The 17,827-nt window shown below is 66.3% G+C and carries 13 protein-coding genes; 6 read left to right on the forward strand and 7 right to left on the reverse strand.

Going from position 1 to position 17,827, the window contains the following annotated elements; all coding sequences use genetic code 11:
- The first annotated feature begins 98 nt into the window (after positions 1-98).
- The 3 genes from H9K76_RS06965 (at position 99) to H9K76_RS06975 (ending at position 4,738) form a co-directional block, all read left to right on the forward strand.
- A complete protein-coding gene (locus tag H9K76_RS06965) occupies positions 99-578 on the forward strand; it encodes an acyl-CoA thioesterase (protein ID WP_187599068.1) in 480 nt (159 codons plus the stop codon).
- A 124-nt stretch (positions 579-702) separates the two neighbouring features.
- Positions 703-2,379: an alpha/beta hydrolase gene (locus H9K76_RS06970; RefSeq protein WP_246475354.1), complete on the forward strand. Its 1,677-nt coding sequence runs from the start codon at positions 703-705 to the stop codon at positions 2,377-2,379.
- 148 nt (positions 2,380-2,527) lie between these two features.
- The gene (locus tag H9K76_RS06975) at positions 2,528-4,738 is read left to right on the forward strand and encodes an autotransporter outer membrane beta-barrel domain-containing protein (RefSeq protein ID WP_187599070.1); all 2,211 of its coding nucleotides are present in this window, start codon (positions 2,528-2,530) and stop codon (positions 4,736-4,738) included.
- Between the two features lie 77 nt (positions 4,739-4,815).
- Here the strand turns inward: H9K76_RS06975 and cobA are convergent, their stop codons facing one another.
- Together cobA and ybiB are read right to left on the reverse strand one after the other, a co-directional pair.
- Positions 4,816-5,634: a uroporphyrinogen-III C-methyltransferase gene (gene cobA / locus H9K76_RS06980; protein WP_187599071.1), complete on the reverse strand. Its 819-nt coding sequence runs from the start codon at positions 5,632-5,634 to the stop codon at positions 4,816-4,818.
- Positions 5,616-6,557: a DNA-binding protein YbiB gene (gene ybiB / locus H9K76_RS06985; RefSeq protein WP_187599072.1), complete on the reverse strand. Its 942-nt coding sequence runs from the start codon at positions 6,555-6,557 to the stop codon at positions 5,616-5,618. Before ybiB ends, cobA begins: the two co-directional genes overlap by 19 nt.
- 196 nt (positions 6,558-6,753) lie before the next feature.
- On the opposite strand from ybiB, the gene H9K76_RS06990 reads away from it, so the two are divergent.
- Positions 6,754-7,458: an SDR family oxidoreductase gene (locus H9K76_RS06990; RefSeq protein ID WP_187599074.1), complete on the forward strand. Its 705-nt coding sequence runs from the start codon at positions 6,754-6,756 to the stop codon at positions 7,456-7,458.
- A gap of 38 nt (positions 7,459-7,496) precedes the next feature.
- Here H9K76_RS06990 and H9K76_RS06995 read toward each other — a convergent pair whose 3' ends face one another.
- On the reverse strand, positions 7,497-8,756 hold the full coding sequence (locus H9K76_RS06995) for an MFS transporter (protein ID WP_223196280.1): 1,260 nt from the start codon (positions 8,754-8,756) through the stop codon (positions 7,497-7,499).
- Between the two features lie 118 nt (positions 8,757-8,874).
- Here H9K76_RS06995 and H9K76_RS07000 point away from each other — a divergent pair, with 118 nt between their 5' ends.
- Positions 8,875-9,651, forward strand: coding sequence for an AraC family transcriptional regulator (locus tag H9K76_RS07000; protein WP_246475356.1), 777 nt, complete (start codon positions 8,875-8,877; stop codon positions 9,649-9,651).
- A 20-nt stretch (positions 9,652-9,671) separates the two neighbouring features.
- Here the strand turns inward: H9K76_RS07000 and H9K76_RS07005 are convergent, their stop codons facing one another.
- Complete coding sequence (locus tag H9K76_RS07005; protein WP_187599076.1) at positions 9,672-10,607, reverse strand: DMT family transporter; 936 nt, start codon at positions 10,605-10,607, stop codon at positions 9,672-9,674.
- Between the two features lie 50 nt (positions 10,608-10,657).
- Between H9K76_RS07005 and H9K76_RS07010 the strand changes: the two genes are divergently transcribed.
- On the forward strand, positions 10,658-11,575 hold the full coding sequence (locus H9K76_RS07010; protein ID WP_187599078.1) for a LysR family transcriptional regulator: 918 nt from the start codon (positions 10,658-10,660) through the stop codon (positions 11,573-11,575).
- Between the two features lie 139 nt (positions 11,576-11,714).
- On the opposite strand, the gene H9K76_RS07015 is transcribed toward H9K76_RS07010, so the two are convergent.
- The 3 genes from H9K76_RS07015 to H9K76_RS07025 form a co-directional block, all read right to left on the reverse strand.
- Positions 11,715-12,785 carry a pirin family protein gene (locus H9K76_RS07015; protein WP_187599080.1) on the reverse strand — a complete coding sequence of 357 codons (1,071 nt, stop codon included), beginning with the start codon at positions 12,783-12,785 and terminating at the stop codon, positions 11,715-11,717.
- 192 nt (positions 12,786-12,977) lie between these two features.
- Complete coding sequence (locus H9K76_RS07020) at positions 12,978-14,612, reverse strand: efflux transporter outer membrane subunit (protein ID WP_425489683.1); 1,635 nt, start codon at positions 14,610-14,612, stop codon at positions 12,978-12,980.
- Positions 14,609-17,812, reverse strand: coding sequence for an efflux RND transporter permease subunit (locus H9K76_RS07025; protein ID WP_187599082.1), 3,204 nt, complete (start codon positions 17,810-17,812; stop codon positions 14,609-14,611). Before H9K76_RS07025 ends, H9K76_RS07020 begins: the two co-directional genes overlap by 4 nt.
- Positions 17,813-17,827 lie beyond the last annotated feature (15 nt).

Here is a 17,827-nt window from a genome sequence, read left to right on the forward strand (position 1 = left end):
GACAATGGGAACGGAGTTCCGCGTTGGGAGTCGATTTTGCGGGAGTTTAACGAAACCCGCTGCATACTTGCAGGCTGACGCTTCACTACAGTGCCGCCATGGACCTCCCATCACACCAACTCTCGATGACCGTGCTCATGTCGCCCGACATGGCCAATTTCTCCGGCAATGTGCACGGCGGCGCGATTCTCAAGCTGCTCGACCAGGTGGCCTACGCCTGCGCGGCGCGCTATTCGTCGTCCTATGTGGTCACCCTGAGCGTGGACCAGGTGATGTTCCTGCAGCCCATCCATGTGGGCGAGCTGGTCACCTTCCTCGCGAGCGTGAACTACACCGGCAACTCGTCGATGGAAATCGGCGTGAAGGTGGTCGCGGAGGAGATCCGCTCGAAGGTGGTTCGCCACGTCAACAGCTGCTTCTTCACGATGGTGGCGGTTGACGAGGCGCGCAAGCCCACCAAGGTGCCGCTGCTGACGCCTTCCACCTCCGATGAAAAGCGCCGCTGGTCCGCTGCGCAGATCCGAAAGCAGTTGCGCGGCGAGTTTGCTGCGCGCTTCGAGCAGGCCAGCAAGGGCTGATGGATCCTCTTCGCGCCACCGCGTGAGGCCATTTGAGGGGGCGTGCCTGCCCATGCAAGGGCGTGTGCGCGGTTCAGGCAATGGCCGACATCCGCGCATGCCGGGCCGCGCCTAGCATGGCGCGATGATGGAATCTTTGATTGCTGCTGGCAGGAAGGCGCTGGCGTCCTTCTATGCCACGCTCTGTGGGGCCGGGTTGATACTGGGCGCCCTGTTCGTCGCGGCGTCGCTGACGCCATCACTCGTTCCACGCTCATCGCTGACACAAGGCGTGCTCAGCGGCCTGTGCTTTGCCGCGGGCTACGCGCTGGGTGCATGGCTGCGCTGGCTCTGGCGCAGGCTCGGCTGGCCCGAGACGAAGGGGCCGTGGCGCGCGCGATGGCTGGGCCTGATGCTCACCGCCTGCGTCGTGGCGATGCTGGCCGCGTTGTGGTGGGCCACCACCTGGCAGAACCGCCTGCGCGCACGGATGCACATGCCCGAGATGGATGGCGTGGGCATGCTCACCACCGCGACGCTGGCCATGGTGGTGTTTGCCATGCTGCTGATCGCGGTGCGCGGGTTCGGGTGGGTGCGCCGGGTACTGTCCCGGCGGCTGAAGCGCCGTATTCCCGCACCGACCGCCGCCGTGCTGGCATCGATTGCCACCGTGCTGATCTTCTGGACGCTGGCCAACGGGGTACTGGTGAATGTGGGCATGCGCATGCTGGACCGCCTGTACAGCGAACGCGATGCCCGTATCGAGGAAGACCTGCCGCAGCCGCTCGATGCCCTCAAGAGCGGCGGCCCGGGATCACTCCTGCAGTGGAAGACGCAGGGCCGCCAGGGGCGGCGCATGATCGCCGACGGCCCGGACCGTGCCGGGATCGAGGTCGTCACGGGCCATCCCGCCCTCGAGCCGTTGCGCGTCTACGTGGGCCTGGGCAGCGCCGAGACGCCGCAGGCCCGGGCGTCGCTCGCGCTCGAGGAACTGGTGCGCGTGGGGGCCTTCGAGCGCTCGGTGCTGGTGATCGCCACGCCCACGGGCACGGGCTGGGTGGACGGGGAAAGCCAGCGCGCACTGGAGTATCTGCTGCACGGCGACGTGGCCACCGTGGCTGTGCAGTACTCGTACTTCGCCAGCTGGCTGGCCCTGCTGTCGCAACCCGAGTATGGCGTCGAGACCGCGCGCGCCGTGTTTGCGACCATCTATGAGCATTGGCGGCGCCTGCCGCGCGAGCGCAGGCCACGGCTCTACCTGCATGGGCTGAGCCTCGGTGCCTTTCACTCCGATCGCAGCCACGACCTCGCCCAGGTGATCGGCGATCCCTACGACGGCGCTCTGTGGGCGGGACCGCCCTTCAATACGCCCACGTGGCGCGCCGCCACGCGCATGCGCGATGCCGGCACTCCCGCCTGGCTGCCCCGCGTGCGCAATGGCGAGGTGATGCGCTTCACCTCGCAACGGAACCATCTGAACGACGGGCATGAGCGGGACGCCCGATGGGGCCGCTACCGCATCGTGTTCCTGCAGTATGCGAGCGACGCGGTGACATTTTTCGAGCCCGGATCGCTCTGGCACAGGCCCGACTGGATGCAGCCGCCGCTGGGTCCCGATGTTTCACCTGACATCGTGTGGATTCCGGTGGTGAGCTTTCTGCAACTGGCGGTCGACCTGATGGTGGCCGTATCGCCGCCCAAGGGCTACGGCCACACCTATGCGTTCGCCCATTACGTTGATGCCTGGGCGGCATTGACCGGCCCATCCGCCTGGTGGACCGACAGCCGCATTGATGCGCTGAAGCAGCATGCTCATCCATAAATCAAAACAAACGTCAAAAAACCAAATGTTTAATAAAATCTATTAGATTGATTTAATCAATATATGAAATAAAGCAACCTGTTTCAAATTGCGCATGTGCGCTGATTCAAGGGAGACTCGATTGTCGAAGGGTCATACGCTTTCTTTCATGGCTTCGGCCTGCGCAGCGGCCGTCACGCTGTTCCTGCCGTTGCAGGCCCAGGCCGCATGCACTGGACCCACTTCCGATTACCACTGCGATGGTTCGGCACCGGTGGTCATCAACCACTCGTCATCCGACTCGGTAGGCGTCTACAACGCTTCTGCCTTTGTCAACGGGCCATTCACCCCCGCGAGCGGTAGCGACATCACTGTCGTCAATGACGGGGCCATCGGCTCGCTGCCCGGCTCGGTCAGCCCGATCGGGCTGGGGATCTTCACCGATCAGTCCGCGGGCGGTGCCAGCAGCGTCGTCTCCAATGGCACGGTGACGGGGTCCGGTGGCGGCATCCACATGCGCCACTGGAAGAACGAATTCAATGCCAGCCTGACGACGAATGCAGCGGTATCCACCCCCGGCGGCGGTGCACTTGCGGTGACGCATGCCGGCTCCGGAAACATCGTCATCCGCGTCAATGCGGGCGTCACGGCTGCGCAGCGGGCCATCGGCTCGTATCACGTCGGCACGGGTACGTCGGAAATCAACCTGAATGCGGCGTCTGGGGGTTCCACGCTCATCAGCAGCGGCCTCAACGGCGTGTTCATTGGCAACACCACCGATTCGGGGTTCACCTCCAACGCGGGTGAGGTGGTGGTGAACGTGGGCACCGGCGTGACCGTGGATGCCGTCACCAACGCTGTTTTCGCCAATGTCTACAGCGCGTCCAATGTGGTGGTGAACAACCGCGGCAGGCTCACTTCGGGCTCCACCGGCTCCACGGCCGTCGTCAACCTGCAGGGCAATACCACGTACGCGGGAGCCGCTTCCGAGCGATTGGTGGTGAACAACACGGGCACCATCGAGCGCAAGGGCGGTGCCGCATTCGCGGTATCTACCGCCAATGCGGGCCTCACGCTGACCAATGACGGCAGCATCACGGGTCCGGTCCGTTCTGCCGTACCGGCCAATCAGGACAACACCATCGCGGACGAAGTAACGCTGCGTGCGGGTTCGCTTGCCGGCAACATCCAACTCTACAACGGCGACGATGTCGTGAAATGGACCGGTGGCACGTACGCGGGCACCATTGCTCTGGGCAATGGCAGCGACCAGCTCACCGTGAGCACCGGCAATATCGGCGGTGCGAGCGTCACGTTCGATGGCGGAGACGATGTGTCGGCCGCGGATGGCATGGTCGACACGCTGACGCTCAAGGACCTGGGGGCGCCCGTGACGCTGGCCGGCGCGAACCTGGTGAACTGGGAAATCATCCGTCTCGAAAATGCCCGTGTCGCGCTGAGCGACAGTGCCCTCACTACCGGCTCCGAGTCCGCGCTGGGGCTGTTCATCGACCCGCGCAGCACGCTGACGGCCGGTGCCGCCCTGGCGTTGACCGGCAATGCCAGCGTGCACCCTGGCGGCTTGTTCATCGGCAATGGTGCAGGCGCGGGCCAGTATCTCGTGAGCGCACAGCTCGACCATCAGGGCAACATCGCACTCGGCAACGGTGCGGCGGGTGACGTGGTCACCGTCGGTACGTATCTGACGGGTGGCGGACACCTGGCGATCGATACGGTACTCGCCGGCGATGGCTCGGCATCGGACCGGCTCGTGGTCAACGGCGATGTCCGCATCGGCAGCGGCGGCCCCACGGTCATCGAAGTGACCAATGCGAACGGGGCGGGCGCAGAGGCGCCGGGCGGCATTCTGCTGGTCACCGTCAATGGGGCTTCTCCCGCTGGGGCGTTCGTGCTGGGCGGTCCCGCGACCGTGAATGGCTATGTCTATGCACTGGAGCAGGTGGGCCCCAACTGGTATCTCAAGTCGACCAAGGTTGATCTGCTGCCGCAGACCATCTCGTTCACCAGCACGCCTCCTGCGGCGCCGGGTGTGGGCGCGGGCACCTATGCGGCCTCGGCCACAGCCACGTCAGGCCTGCCTGTAACGCTGACCAGCACGACGCCCGCGGTCTGCACCATCGCAGGCGGCACCGTGACCTTTGTCGGCATCGGCACATGCACCCTGGCGGCCAACCAGCCGGGCGACAACACCTACCTGCCGGCAAGCCAGGTGCTGCAATCCTTCGAGGTGAAAGGAGCGCCAAACCCCGGGGCTGCCACACCGGTGCCGGTGCTGCATCCCGCCGCGCTGGCCCTGCTGGGCGCGCTGGCCGCGGTGTTCGGCATGGGTGCCTTGCGACGCCGGGAGCCCCGCCGCTAAGAAATCGTCGACTCCACAGGACCCAGGTGCGCTGCCTGCATGGCGGCGCACCCTGCGGGCCCCATGCTGACTATCCACTATGCTTGCAGCACCGCGCCGCCCTGGGCGCTGAGATGGGTGTCCGAGCTCAGCGCCTGGACCCCGCGCACCACATCGCCGATCACGATGATGGAGGGGCTGGCCAGATGGTGTTCATCGATCGTGCGGCGCAGCTCGCCGAGCGTGGTCACCGCATGGCGCTGGTGGGGCAGGCTCGCGTTCTGGATCACCACCGAGGGCGTGTGCGCGGGCAGGCCGTGCAGCAATTCCTGCTGGATATGTTCCGAGCCGCTGATGCCCATGTAGATCACCAGCGTGAGCTTGGCGTCGTGCGCCGTGCGCGCGAGCTGCCGCCAGTCGGTGCCCGCGTCGCCGGGCTTGGCATGGCCGGTGATGAAGACCACGCCGTGCGCATGATCGCGGTGGGTGAGGGAGGTGTTCAGCGCCGTCAGGCCGGCCAGCCCGGAGGTGATGCCGTTGACCACCGTGGCTTCCACGCCGGCACGGCGCAGCGCTTCGATTTCCTCGCCACCGCGGCCGAAGATGAATGGGTCTCCCCCCTTGAGGCGCACCACGTGTTCCCCTGCCAACGTTTCCGTGACCATGAGTTTTTCAATGAAAGCCTGTGGCGTGCTCTTGCACCCGCCGCGCTTGCCCACATGGACGACGCGCGCATCGGGAGACGCATGATCGAGGATGGCCGGGTTGACAAGGTCGTCGACCAGCAGCACCGTGGCCCGGCCAATGGCCTTGACCGCCTTGAGTGTGAGCAATTCCGGATCGCCGGGGCCCGCACCCACCAGGGTGCAGCTACCCGCATGGCCATTCGGCGTGTTCTTCAGTGTGTGACTGGACATGATGGGAGGGGTTCCTGGGTGACCTGTTGTGCGATCCGCACGATGAATTGGACTTGGGCTGCCAGCGCTTCGGGCACGGGCAGGCGGCCGCCCAGCACCTGCTCCGTGTAGCGTGCGGTGGTGGCGACATCGATCTCGGTGGGCAGGCCCGGCACCTCGCTGGCCGTTCCCTGGCCTTGGCTCTGCAGCAGCTGGTGCCTGCCGCGCACGAAGCCGTCATAGCGCGGCGTGCGGCGCGGGTCGGCGGCCACTTCGCCTTCGAGTCCGCGCGAGAGCAGGCCGTTCATGCCGAGCGCGTGGTATGTGGCGCCCAGTGTGTCGAAGTACTCGGGGTGCGTGTAGCTGCTGATCACCAGTGCGTTGGCATCTGCAGGGTTGATGAGCTTGACCACGCTGTGCGCGGGATTGCGCAGGCCGATCAATTCGCGTGCCGCAAGCAGCCGTGCCAGTCCCGGATGCAGGTGGCGGGTGTCCATGTGGGTCACTTCGCCGTCGTCCAGGGTGCGGGCCGCCGTGCCGGGCGCAATGCCCAGCGCCGCCAGCACGTCCGACGCCAGCACGCGCCGCGCTTCGGTGCGCATGCCGTGCAGCAGCACGGGCAGGCCTTCGCGGGCCAGCAGCAGGGCCAGCAGCGGCGTGAGCACCGGCAGCTTGCGCGCACCGTTGTAGCTGGGCAGAACGACGATGGGGCGGCCGGCTGACTGAAAGCGCGGGATGCGCGCGTGCGTGGCATCGATGAAACCGCTCATCTCATCGAGGGTTTCGCCCTTGATACGCATCGCGATGCAGAACGCGCCCGTTTCCAGGTCGCTGACACCGCCGTCCAGTATCTGCCCGAACAGATCGGTGGCCTGCTCGCGATCGAGAGCCTTGGCGCCGCGCGCGCCGCGTCCGATTTCCTTGAGATAGTGGCTGATGGCCATGGGAGAGCTCGATGGTGGGGCTGGTGGTTCTTTTGGGTATATTGTTGCTCATATTTGATGACTTTGGGTTATATGCATCTGCGAATGAAGATCGCTGGCGACCTGAAGGGCCGTCCGAAGATGCGGATTGGGGTCTCCCTCAGGCATTAGCATTGCTTCCATCCATTGTGGAAACCAACATCAAGGAGCTAAGGACATGGCGAACGAGCGTGTGGCAGTGGTGATCGCGGGCGGCAGCGGCATGGGGGCGGCAGCTGCGCGCCGCCTGAGTGCCGACGGCTACCGGGTCGGCATCCTGTCGTCATCGGGCAAGGGCGAGGCACTCGCCGCCGAACTGGGTGGAGTGGGTGTGACGGGATCCAATCAGGAGTCCGCGGATATCCAAAAGCTGGTCGATCTGGTCATGCAGCGCTGGGGCCGCATCGACGTGCTGGTCAATGGCGCGGGCCACGGTCCCAAGGGGCCGTTGCTGGGCATCAGCGACGACGACTGGGTGAAGGGTTTCGGCATCTATTTCCTGAACGTGGTGCGCGCCACCCGCATCGTTGCCCCGATCATGCAGAAGCAGGGCAAGGGCTCCATCGTCAACATTTCGACGGCGTGGGTGGCGGAACCCTCGGACATGTTCCCGACCTCGGCCGTTGCGCGGTCAGGGCTGGCGGCGTTCACGAAGCTGTTCTGCGACGAGTACGCCAGGGACAACGTGCGCATGAACAACGTCCTGCCCGGCTGGATCGACAGCCTGCCGCAGAAGGACGAGCGCCGTACGGCGGTGCCCATGCAGCGCTACGGCACGGCAGAGGAGATCGCCGCGACCGTGGCCTTCCTCGCGTCCGACGACGCAGGCTACATCACGGGCCAGAGCCTGCGTGTGGACGGGGGGCTGATGCGCAGCGTTTGAGCGCGTCAACGTGCGTCTGAAGAGAAGACGCTCCGAGCTCACCCACCCCTGCGCGTGGCCGGCAAAAAGGCGGTTGCCAAGCCGAGCAGTGGCAGGAACGAGCACAGCCTGTAGACCCAGACGATGCCGTGGGTGTCCGCCAGATGGCCGATGCCCGCGGCGGCCACGCCGCCAATGCCGAACATCAACCCGAACATGACGCCGGAGACCATGCCCACGCGGCCCGGCACCGCCTCCTGCGCATAGACCACCAGCGCGGCGAACGCCGACGACATCACGAGGCCGATCGCGATGGCCAGCACCGCGGTCCAGAACAGGTTGGCGTACGGCAGCATCAGCGCGAACGGCGCAACGCCCAGGAACGACACCCAGATCACCGCCTTGCGGCCGATGCGGTCGCCCACGGGGCCTCCCGCGAACGTACCCGCCGCGACGGCGGCCAGGAAGATGAACAGGTAGAGCTGTGCGTCCGCCAGTTGCAATCCGAAGCGCTGCATCAGGTAGAAGGTGAAGTAGTTGGTGATGGCGGCGATGTACACGAATTTCGCGAACATCAGGATCGACACCACCACCACGGCGCGCACGATGTCGCTGCCCTGCAGGCCGTTGCCGCGCTGCTGTGCGCCTGCCATGGCACGGGCCGGTGCATGGCGCAGCCGCCAGCCCGTGACGCGTGCCAGCACAAAGATGGCCAGCAGCGCGAACGCCATGAACCATGCCACGGCCGACTGCCCGAGTGGCGCGATGATGGCTGCAGCCAGCAGCGGGCCGATGGCCGATCCCGTGTTGCCCCCGACCTGGAACGTGGACTGTGCCGTGCCGAACCTGCCGCCCGAGGCCATGCGTGCCACGCGCGAAGCCTCGGGATGGAAGGTGGACGACCCCACGCCCACCAGTGCGGCCGCCACCAGCAGCATCGGATAGGTGTTGGCCATCGACAGCATGCCGACCCCGACCAGGGTGACGACCATCCCCATGGGCAGCAGCAGCGGCTTGGGGTGCTTGTCGGTGTACAGCCCGATCCAGGGCTGCAGCAGCGAGGCCGTGACCTGGTAGACCAGCGCGATCCAGCCGATCTGGCCGAAGCTCAACGCGTACTGGCTCTTGAGCAGTGGGAAGATCGACGGAAGAATCGACTGGATCAGGTCATTGAGCAGATGGGCAAAGGCCACCGCGCCGACGATGCGGGTGACGAAGCCCTCTGGTGCCTGGGCCGTGGGAGCCTGCGCCGGGATGCCGCCGGAGCTGGCCGCCGTGGCTTCCGCACGCATGGGCGGGTGTTGGTGAGCGCTGTTCATGGAATACCGGTGCGAAACGAATGGAATGTTGTCGTGCTTTGGGGAGATGCCTCTCAGGTTACGTAATTGGGATCAGTCCGTATCACTCCAATCAGACCCATTCTGTAGAATTTGGGACATGTCCCAGCGTACCGCCATGCGTCCCATGCCCGATCTGAACACCGCGGAAAGCGCGGTGGTGGCCGGTGAAATCCGGTACAGCGACGGCTGGGTCACCGGATGGCACTCGCATCCGCGGGGACAGCTCCTGTACGCCTCGAAAGGCGTGATGATCGTGAATTCCCGCGCGGGCTCCTGGGTGGTTCCGCCCAATCGTGCGCTGTGGTTTCCAGCGGGGCTGGAGCATGAGGTGCGCATGTCGGGCGAGGTGCACATGCGCACGGCCTACATCGACGAGGCGCGCGTGGAGGGTGTGCCCGCCACGGCGTGTGTGCTTCGGGTGTCTGCGCTGATGCGCGAACTGATCGTCGCCGCAACGTCGGCGCAACTCGACTATGCGGAGGGGAGCCGGGGCGACCTCATCCTGCGCCTGTTGGTGCAGGAGCTGCGCCAGTCCCACGTGCTGCCGCTGCACCTGCCGGTGCCGGAGGACGAGCGCATCCAGCGCATCTGCAAGGCCTTGATCGAGGACACCGCCAATGCCGACACGGCGCTGCAATGGGCGCACCGCGTGGGCGTGGCCCCCAAGACCGTGCACCGGTTGTTCCAGAAGGAAACCGGCATGGGCTTCGCGCAGTGGCGCGAACAGGCCCGCCTGCTGCTGGCGCTGCGCAAACTGGCGAGCGGCGAGCGCATCATCGACATCGCATTCGACTGCGGGTACGCGAGCCAGAGCGCCTTCACGGCGATGTTCCGGCGGCGTTTCGGGGTGCCGCCGTCAGCGTTCTTTGGGTGACGACCGGGCTGGGAGCGGCGTCACCGTTTCGGCGTAGGGGTGCGCTCGAGCTTCCAGCGCCCCGCGTTCATCAGCGACATGCCGATGATCGCCATGGCTCCGCCAAGCAGCAGCGAAGGCGTAAAGGGCTCACCCAGCCAGAGGCCCGAGAACACCATGCCAAACAGCGGGACCAGCGACATGTAGGCCGCCGCGGGGCCTGCGCCCAGCACCTTCACACCATGCAGATACCAGGCGTAGGCCAGGGTGGTGGAGCCCAGGGCCAGCGCGGCCAGGCTGTACCAGACTGTTCGAGGCACGGCGGGCAGCGGAGCCCATGCCGCCGGCCCTTCGATCACCAGGCTGGCCAGCAGCAGCATGGCGGCTCCCATCACGGCGGTGACGGTGGTGGTGGTGAGCGAATCGACGGTGGTGAGCACCATGCGGCCCACCAGGGTGTAGCCCACCCAGCAGGCTGCGCATCCCAGCAGCAGGAGCTCGCCGGCACCGGAGGCACCGGGGCGCAGGGCGGCGAGCGAGCCGCCGCTCAAGGCATACAGTGCCCCGGTCACGGCGAGCACCACGCCGGCAGCCATCGCCCAGTTGGCTTTTTCCTTGAACAGCAAGGCGGCGAAGGCCAGCGTGAGCACGGGATTGAGTGCCACGACCATCGCCGCCCGGCCGGCCGGAACATGCTGGAGCGCAAGCAGGAAGAAGATCGAGTAGCCCAGCACGCCGACGGCGGACGCGCAGGCCAGCCCCCCCCACTGGCGGGGTCGCAGGGTACGCAGTGTGCCCATGCGTCCGCTTTGATGCAGCCACAGGAGCAGGGCTGCGCTTGCCAGAAGAAAACGCAGGCAGGCGGCCGCGAGCGGTGGCATGGCCTGCGCGACGACGCGGCCCCAGGGCCAGGAGGCGCCCCACAGGGCGGCCATGCCCACCAGGCCTAGATGGGTGGAGTATCGGGAGGGGATCATGAGATGTACTATCTACTAATTCAAATTCATTGTCGAATGAGTAAACACTCATGACCTTCACGCAACTTGAAATCTTCTCGGTGCTCGCCAGCGTAGGCAGCTTTTCGCGTGCGGCGGGAGCGCTCGGAATCACGCAGAGCGGTGTCAGCCACGCCATCAAACAACTGGAAAACGAGCTGGGCGTCAGCCTGATGACGCGGGAGGGAGGTGCCTGCGCACTGACCGATGCGGGCTCGAAACTGCTGGCTCGGGCAAATGACATCCTGCAGCAGAAGGAGGCGCTCCAGCAGGAGGCCCTGCACGAGCGCGGCATCGCGCGCGGAACATTGCGCATCGCTTCCTTCGGGGCCAGTTCGTCACTGCACCTGCTGCCAGCGCTGTTGTCGGCCTATCGGCGTGCGCACCCTCTCGTCGAAGTGCAGATCGACGAGGTCGTCGATGCCGTGGTCGTGAAGTGGCTGCTGGAGCGGCGGGTGGAGCTGGGCTTCGTGGTGCTGCCCGACGAACGTTTCGACACCGTGCCGCTTGCCACCGACGAGCTGGTTGCCGTGCTGCCTGCGGCACATGCCCTGGCCGCGAAGCAGGCGCTCGGCGCACGGGATTTTCATGGCCTGCCGTTCATCAGGACTTCGGCAGGATCCGGCCCCTACATCGACCGTTTCCTGGCAGCCGAGGGCGCGGTGCCGCAAACGCAATTCCGCTTCGAGCAGCTTTCGTCGATGATGGGCTTCGTCGCGCAAGGGGAAGCCCTGACGATTGCGGCGCGCCTGGCATTGCCCGAGGAGCCTCCGCCCGATGTGGTCTACCGGCGCCTGCAGCCGCGCATGCCGCGCGAGATCGGCCTGGCCGCGCTGAATTTCGACAGGCTCTCGCTCGCAGCCAGGGCATTTGTCGATCTGGCCGGCAAGCGCCGCAAGCCTCTTGGGATGGCGCAGGGAACCTCGCGCCCAAGACGCGGGACGAAATGAAAAATGACTCCCCACGCTTGCCCGCTGCGTGTGGCCGCTGCCCCTCCGAGAGGGGCGCTTTCATCTTGGGGCGGCCCGGCGATGGAAAAGGCGGGGCCGCTTGCGTGCAGCCCCGCCTTCTCCTGGCGTCATACCTGTTTCAATCCCTCGGCTTTTCGACCCTGCCGTCCGGATGCCGGGCAAAACGCTTTTCCTTGCCATGCGTGTGCGCATGGCTGGGCCATGGCCAGCCGCCGAATTCGGTGCGCTGGTAGTCGCGGAAGGCCTGCGCCACCTCCTGCTGCGTGTTCATCACGATCGGTCCATGCGCGGCCACGGGCTCGGCAATGGGCTTGCCCTGCAGCAGCAGCACCTCGACCACCTCGTCGCCTTCATTGCGCAGCGGGGCGGGAAGGTCGGGCCGCACTTCCACCATCACGCGCTGATCGAAGCGGTGGCCGTCCACGGTCAGCGTGCTGCCGGTCGTCAGGTACAACGCGCGGCGAGCGTGGCTGCCCGCGCCGGGAAGCACGAGGCTCGCACCCGGCTCGATGCGGATGATCCAGATCGCCACGTCGGCACCGGGCTCGCTGGCCCAGGAGTCGGGCGGCGGCGGCAGCGCCTTCACCAGCCGCTGCCCGCCTGCGGCAGCCGCATCGGCGGGCGCGTAGTCGCCGGCGACGACTTCCACCTCGCTCCTGCGGCCCTGCGCGTCGGTCAGCACGACGTGCGGGATGTCATGGGCCCAGAACATCGTGAAGTCGGGCTTGGCCATCTTCCTTTTGGCGGGAAGGTTCAGCCAGATCTGGAACAGATCGAGCGTGTTGTCCTTGTTCTCGTGCACCATGGGGAACATCTCGCCATGCTGCACGCCGCTGCCCGTGGTCAGCCATTGCACATCGCCTTCGCCATAGCGCGCCGTGGCACCCAGTGAGTCGGCATGGTCCACCAGGCCCTTGCGCACGATGGTCACGGTCTCGAACCCCCGGTGCGGATGGGCGGGAAAGCCCGGCACGGTGTCGCCGTGGTACATGCTGAAGCCGTCCTTGCCGCTGAAGTCCATGCCGATCTCGCGACCCTTGAGCAGCTCGGAGTCGGGGCCCAGGCGGCCGTTGCCCCGAGGGTAGTGATCCTGGTGGTAGGCGCCGAAGATGAACGGATCGATGCCTGGCAACTGGCTTCCCAGTGCCTGTGCTCCGATGATGATGCTGGGCTGGTCGTTGGTGGACATGCGGGTCTCCCGAGGGGTTGATCGATGGTACTGGATGCCTGGACGCCGGGGCCATGCGGAGATGGCCAGGCGCTTGTACTCATCTGGTGTCGAACAACCCGATCGGTAGGGGACAAAAGTGCACCACACCGTTCCATTGGGGGAACAGTGGCGCGTTTGCCAGACACCCGCCACGCGCCGCGGGCGGCTGCGTCAATCGGTGGCCGTGTCCGCTGGTGGGCGTGCGGAGGCCGCCACATCCTCGCGCTCGAGTTCGCCGTCGGTCCATTGTCCGCCGAGCACCTTGTAGAGCGTGATGCGATTGGCCTGTTCGGCCAGTTGCAGGGTGATCTGCGTCTGCTGCGCGGTGTAGAGCGAGCGTTGTGCGTCGAGCACCGTGAGGTAGTTGTCGGCGCCCAGGCGGTAGCGGGCATCCGAGAGCTCAAGGGCCTTGCGCGTTGCATCCACCAGCGAGCGCTGCGCATCCAGCCGCTCGTCCAGCGTGGCGCGGTCTGCCAGGGCATCGGAGACTTCGCGGAACGCAACCTGCACCGTTTTCTCGTACTGCGCGACCGCCGTGTCGCGCGCGACCTCGGAGATGCGCAGGTTGGCGCGATTGCGGCCCGCATCGAAGATCGGCAGGCGGATCTGCGGGATGAAGGACCAGGTGCCGTTGCCCGAGTCGAACAGGTTCGACAGCGAACTGCTGCCCACGCCGATGGACGAGGTCAGCGTGATCGACGGAAAGAACGCGGCACGCGCCGCACCGATGCTCGCGTAGGTGCCGCGCAGCGTGTGCTCCGCGGCCTGCACGTCGGGGCGATGCAGCAGCACCGAGGACGGCAGGTCCTGCGGCACCGAGAGCAGAGAGGTCGCGGGCTCCGGCAGGGTGGTCTGCACCGAGGCGAGGCGTTCGGCGCTGCGCTGGCCCTCGCCGAGCGGCGCGGGCTCCGTCCGTGTCGCTGCGGCCTGGGCGATGCTTGGCGGAAGCAGCGACTCGTGCACCGAGTCGCCCACCAGCAGGGCCAGCGCATTGCGGTCGCGTGCCAACTGCGAGACGAAGGTGGCGACATCCACGCGCGCGGAATCGACCGTGGTGCGGGTCTGCGCAAGCGTGAGGCCGTTCGATGCCCCGAGCTCGTGGCTGCGCTCGGTCAGCATGAGCGCCTCCTTGCGGGTGCGCAGCGTCTCGCGCGCCAGCATGAGTCGGCGGGCATCGGCGTCGGTGGTGAGCCAGGCGTTGGCCACTTCCGCGATCAGGCTGAGCTGCACGCTGCGCCGGCTCTCGCCGGTGCGCAGGAACTCCTGCAGAGCGGCTTCGTTCAGGTTGCGGACGCGGCCGAAGAAGTCGATCTCGTAGCTGCTGAAGCCGAGCTGGGCGGTGTATTGGCCGGAGGTGTTGCTGCGGCCGGCGCTGGTCAGGTCGTCGGCGGTGCGGCTGCGGTTGCCCACCCCCGTGGCGGCCACCGACGGGAACAGCGCCGAGCGTTCCACGCCGTATTGCGCGCGCGCCTTCTCGATGGCGAGCGTCGCAACGCGCAGGTCGCGGTTGTTGTCGAGAGCCTGGCGAATCAGCTCGCGCAGGCGCGGCTCGGCCACGAACTCCTGCCAGTTCATCGGGCCATTGTTCTCGTCCACGCGCACCGCGGCCTGCTGGTCGGGCGAGAGCGCGGCGCTGGACTTGGCGTGCTCCATCGTGTCCTGCACGGGAAGAGGTGGTTGTTGGTAGTCCGGGGCGAGGGACATGCAGGCCGACAGCATCATCGGCGCAGCGAGCAGCGCCGCAAGGCGCGTGCGGGCGAAGAGAGGAGACTGGCGAGGGGCCGGTCGGGAATGCGTTTCCATCATGGTGCGGTATGCGGTGTGTCGTGCGCGCCGGGGGCGGTGGGAGCGGACGCGGAAGCTGAAGCAGAGGCAGACGTGGAAGGGCTGGCCTTCTCACGCGTGAACAGCTTGCGGATGACGAGGAAGAACACCGGAACGAAGAAGACGCCCAGCAGCGTGGAGAAGACCATGCCGCCCAGCACGGCCGTGCCGATGGCGCGGCGCCCGCCGGCGCCGGCACCGGTGCCGATGGCCAGGGGCAGCACGCCGAAGCCGAAGGCCAGCGAGGTCATCAGGATCGGGCGCAGGCGCATGCGGACGGCCTGCAGCGTGGCGTCCAGGATCTTCATGCCGCGCTCCTGCAGCTGCACCGCGAACTCCACGATCAGGATGGCGTTCTTCGATGCCAGGCCGACGGTGGTGAGCAGGCCCACCTGGAAGTACACGTCGTTGGACATGCCGCGCGTATAGGTGGCCACCAGCGCGCCGATCACCCCGAGCGGCACGGCCAGCATCACCGAGAACGGTACGCTCCAGCTTTCGTACAGCGCCGCAAGGCACAGGAACACGAAGAGGATCGAGACGGCGTACAGCAGCGGTGCCTGCGAGCCCGACTGGCGCTCCTGCAGAGAGGCGCCGGTCCATTCGATGCCGATGCCGGGCGGCATCTTCTGCATGATGGTCTCGACGGCCTTCATCGCGTCGCCCGAGCTCACGCCGGCGGGCGTGCTCGCCAGCATTTCGAGCGCGGGGCTGCCGTTGTAGCGCATGAGCTGCGGAGAGCCCGACGACCACGAGGTGCTCGAGAATGCGGAGAAACGCACCATCTCGCCGTTCTTGTTGCGCACCGACCATTGGCCGATGTCCTGCGGCAGCATGCGGTAGGGCGCATCACCCTGGATGTAGACCCGCTTGACGCGGCCGAAGTGGATGAAGTCGTTGACGTAGTTGCCACCCAGCGCGCTCGCGAGCACGCTGTTGATGTCGGTCATCGAGAGGCCCAGCGCGGCCGCCTTGCGGTCGTCGATGTCCACCTTCAGCTCGGAGGTGTCGTCGAAGTTCGAGGTCCGCATGTTCAAGAGCGACGGCATGTTGCGCGCCTCGTCGATCATGGTGTCCTTGGCATGCATCAGCGCGTCGTGGCCGAGGCCATTCAGGTCCTTGAGCATGAAGTTGATGCCGGCGCTCGAACCCAGCCCGCGCACGGCGGGGGGCAGCATCACGTAGATGCGCGCATCGCGGATGCGGCGCAGCTCGCGTGTGGCCTTGTCGGCGATGGCCGCCGCCGATTGGCTTGCCAGCGGCCGCTGGTCCCAGGGCTTGAGCCGGATGAACATGTTGCCGGAGTTCTGGTTGCCGTTCAGGCCCGAGATGGCGTTCACGCGGTCGACCTCGGGGATCGCGCGGAAATAGGTCGTCATCTCGTCCATCACGTCCTGCAGCCGTGCATCAGTGGCGCCAGAGGGCAGTGTGATGCTGGCGGAGACGAAGCCCTGGTCCTCGTCGGGCAGGAAGGAGGTGGGCAGGCGGTGGAACAGCCAGGCCACGACCAGCAGCAGCGCGAGGAAGATCACCATCACCCGCTTGGTGCGGCCCAGCAGCTTGCCCACCGAGCCCTGGTACAGGTTGGCCTTGCTGTCGAACTGGTGGTTGAAGCCGCGGAAGAAGCGGTCGACCCAGCCGAGCGGCCCGCGGCGGATCGGCCGGTCGTGGTGGCCATGCGCCATGGGCTTGAGCAGTGTCGCGCAGAGGGCCGGCGTCAGCGTCAGCGCCACGAACACCGACAGGGCCATCGCGGCCACGATGGTGACGGAGAACTGCCGGTAGATCACGCCCACCGAGCCCGCGAAGAACGCCATCGGAATGAACACGGCCGACAGGGTGAGGCCGATGCCGATCAGCGCGGGCGTGATTTCCGCCATGGACTTCTGCGTGGCCTCCTTCGGGCCCAGGCCTTCCTCGCTCATCACCCGCTCGACGTTCTCCACGACCACGATGGCATCATCCACCAGCAGGCCGATCGCCAGCACCATGGCGAACATGGTCAGCATGTTGATCGAGTAGCCCATCACGGAGAGCACGCCGAAGGTGCCGAGCAGCACGACGGGAACGGCGATGGCCGGGATCAACGTGGCGCGGAAGTTCTGCAGGAACACGAACATCACCAGCGTCACCAGCACCATGGCCTCGGCCAGGGTCTTGACCACTTCCTCGATGGAGGCGCGCACGAATGGCGTGCTGTCCGAGCTGACCACGCCGCGGATACCGTCCGGGAAGTAGTGCGAGAGCTCGTCGAGCTTCTTCTGCACGTCTTCAGCGACCTTCATGGCATTGGCGCCATCGGCCAGCACGATGCCCATGCCTGCGCCGGGCTGGCCGTTCAGGATGGACTTCACCGTCAGGTTGTCGCCTTCGAGCGAGACGCGGGCCACGTCGGCAATCGTCACGACCGAGCCGTCCGGCGCGGATTTCAGCACGATGTCCTTGAACTCCTGGACCGTCTGCAGCTTGGTGCGCGCGGTGATCGTGGCGTTCAGCATCTGTCCCTTCACGGCGGGGAGCTGGCCGAGCTGGCCGGCGGAAACCTGCACGTTCTGGTTGTTGAGCGCGGTCACCAGGTCGGAGGGCATCAGCGCGTACTTCTCCATCAGCGCCGGGTCCATCCAGATGCGCATCGCGTAGTTGGTGCCGAACACGGTCACGTCGCCCACGCCGTCCACGCGGGCGACCACGTCGACCACGTTGCTGGTCAGGTAGTCGCCGATGCGCACCTGCGTGACGCTGGGATCGGGCGAGGTGAAGACGTAGGTGACCAGAAAGTCCTGGCCGCCCTTGTTCACGAACACGCCGCGGCTCTTCACCGATTCGGGCAGGCGGTTGAGCGCGCCCTGCAGCTTGTTCTGCACCTGCACCTGCGCCACGTCGATGTTGGCACCGGGCGCGAAGGTGAGCGTCGAGCGCGAGCGGCCGGCCGAGTCGCTGGTGGAGCTCATGTAGAGCAGGTTGTCCAGTCCCTTGAGCTGCTGCTCGATCACCTGGGTGACCGAGTTCTCGACGGTTTCGGCGCTCGCACCGGTATAGGTGGTGTTGATGGTCACGCGCGGCGGCGCGATGTCAGGGTATTGCTCGAGCGGCAGCGTCCAGATGGACATCGCGCCCGCAAGCATGATGACGATGGACAGCACCCACGCGAAAACGGGGCGGTTGATGAAGAACTGAGCCATGGCGAGTCAGTCCCC

Source organism: Diaphorobacter ruginosibacter, assembly GCF_014395975.1.
GTDB lineage: Bacteria > Pseudomonadota > Gammaproteobacteria > Burkholderiales > Burkholderiaceae_C > Diaphorobacter_A > Diaphorobacter_A ruginosibacter.

What these genes read in the sequence shown, in the direction of transcription:
- H9K76_RS07015 (WP_187599080.1), bottom strand. Translation starts at nt 12,785, where the DNA reads ATGTCCACCAACGACCAGCCCAGCATCATCATCGGAGCACAGGCACTG.
- ybiB (WP_187599072.1), bottom strand. Translation starts at nt 6,557, where the DNA reads ATGGCCATCAGCCACTATCTCAAGGAAATCGGACGCGGCGCGCGCGGC.
- H9K76_RS07025 (WP_187599082.1), bottom strand. Translation starts at nt 17,812, where the DNA reads ATGGCTCAGTTCTTCATCAACCGCCCCGTTTTCGCGTGGGTGCTGTCC.
- cobA (WP_187599071.1), bottom strand. Translation starts at nt 5,634, where the DNA reads ATGTCCAGTCACACACTGAAGAACACGCCGAATGGCCATGCGGGTAGC.
- H9K76_RS07010 (WP_187599078.1), top strand. Translation starts at nt 10,658, where the DNA reads ATGACCTTCACGCAACTTGAAATCTTCTCGGTGCTCGCCAGCGTAGGC.
- H9K76_RS06990 (WP_187599074.1), top strand. Translation starts at nt 6,754, where the DNA reads ATGGCGAACGAGCGTGTGGCAGTGGTGATCGCGGGCGGCAGCGGCATG.
- H9K76_RS06965 (WP_187599068.1), top strand. Translation starts at nt 99, where the DNA reads ATGGACCTCCCATCACACCAACTCTCGATGACCGTGCTCATGTCGCCC.
- H9K76_RS07020 (WP_425489683.1), bottom strand. Translation starts at nt 14,612, where the DNA reads ATGATGGAAACGCATTCCCGACCGGCCCCTCGCCAGTCTCCTCTCTTC.
- H9K76_RS07000 (WP_246475356.1), top strand. Translation starts at nt 8,875, where the DNA reads ATGTCCCAGCGTACCGCCATGCGTCCCATGCCCGATCTGAACACCGCG.
- H9K76_RS06975 (WP_187599070.1), top strand. Translation starts at nt 2,528, where the DNA reads ATGGCTTCGGCCTGCGCAGCGGCCGTCACGCTGTTCCTGCCGTTGCAG.
- H9K76_RS07005 (WP_187599076.1), bottom strand. Translation starts at nt 10,607, where the DNA reads ATGATCCCCTCCCGATACTCCACCCATCTAGGCCTGGTGGGCATGGCC.
- H9K76_RS06995 (WP_223196280.1), bottom strand. Translation starts at nt 8,756, where the DNA reads ATGAACAGCGCTCACCAACACCCGCCCATGCGTGCGGAAGCCACGGCG.
- H9K76_RS06970 (WP_246475354.1), top strand. Translation starts at nt 703, where the DNA reads ATGATGGAATCTTTGATTGCTGCTGGCAGGAAGGCGCTGGCGTCCTTC.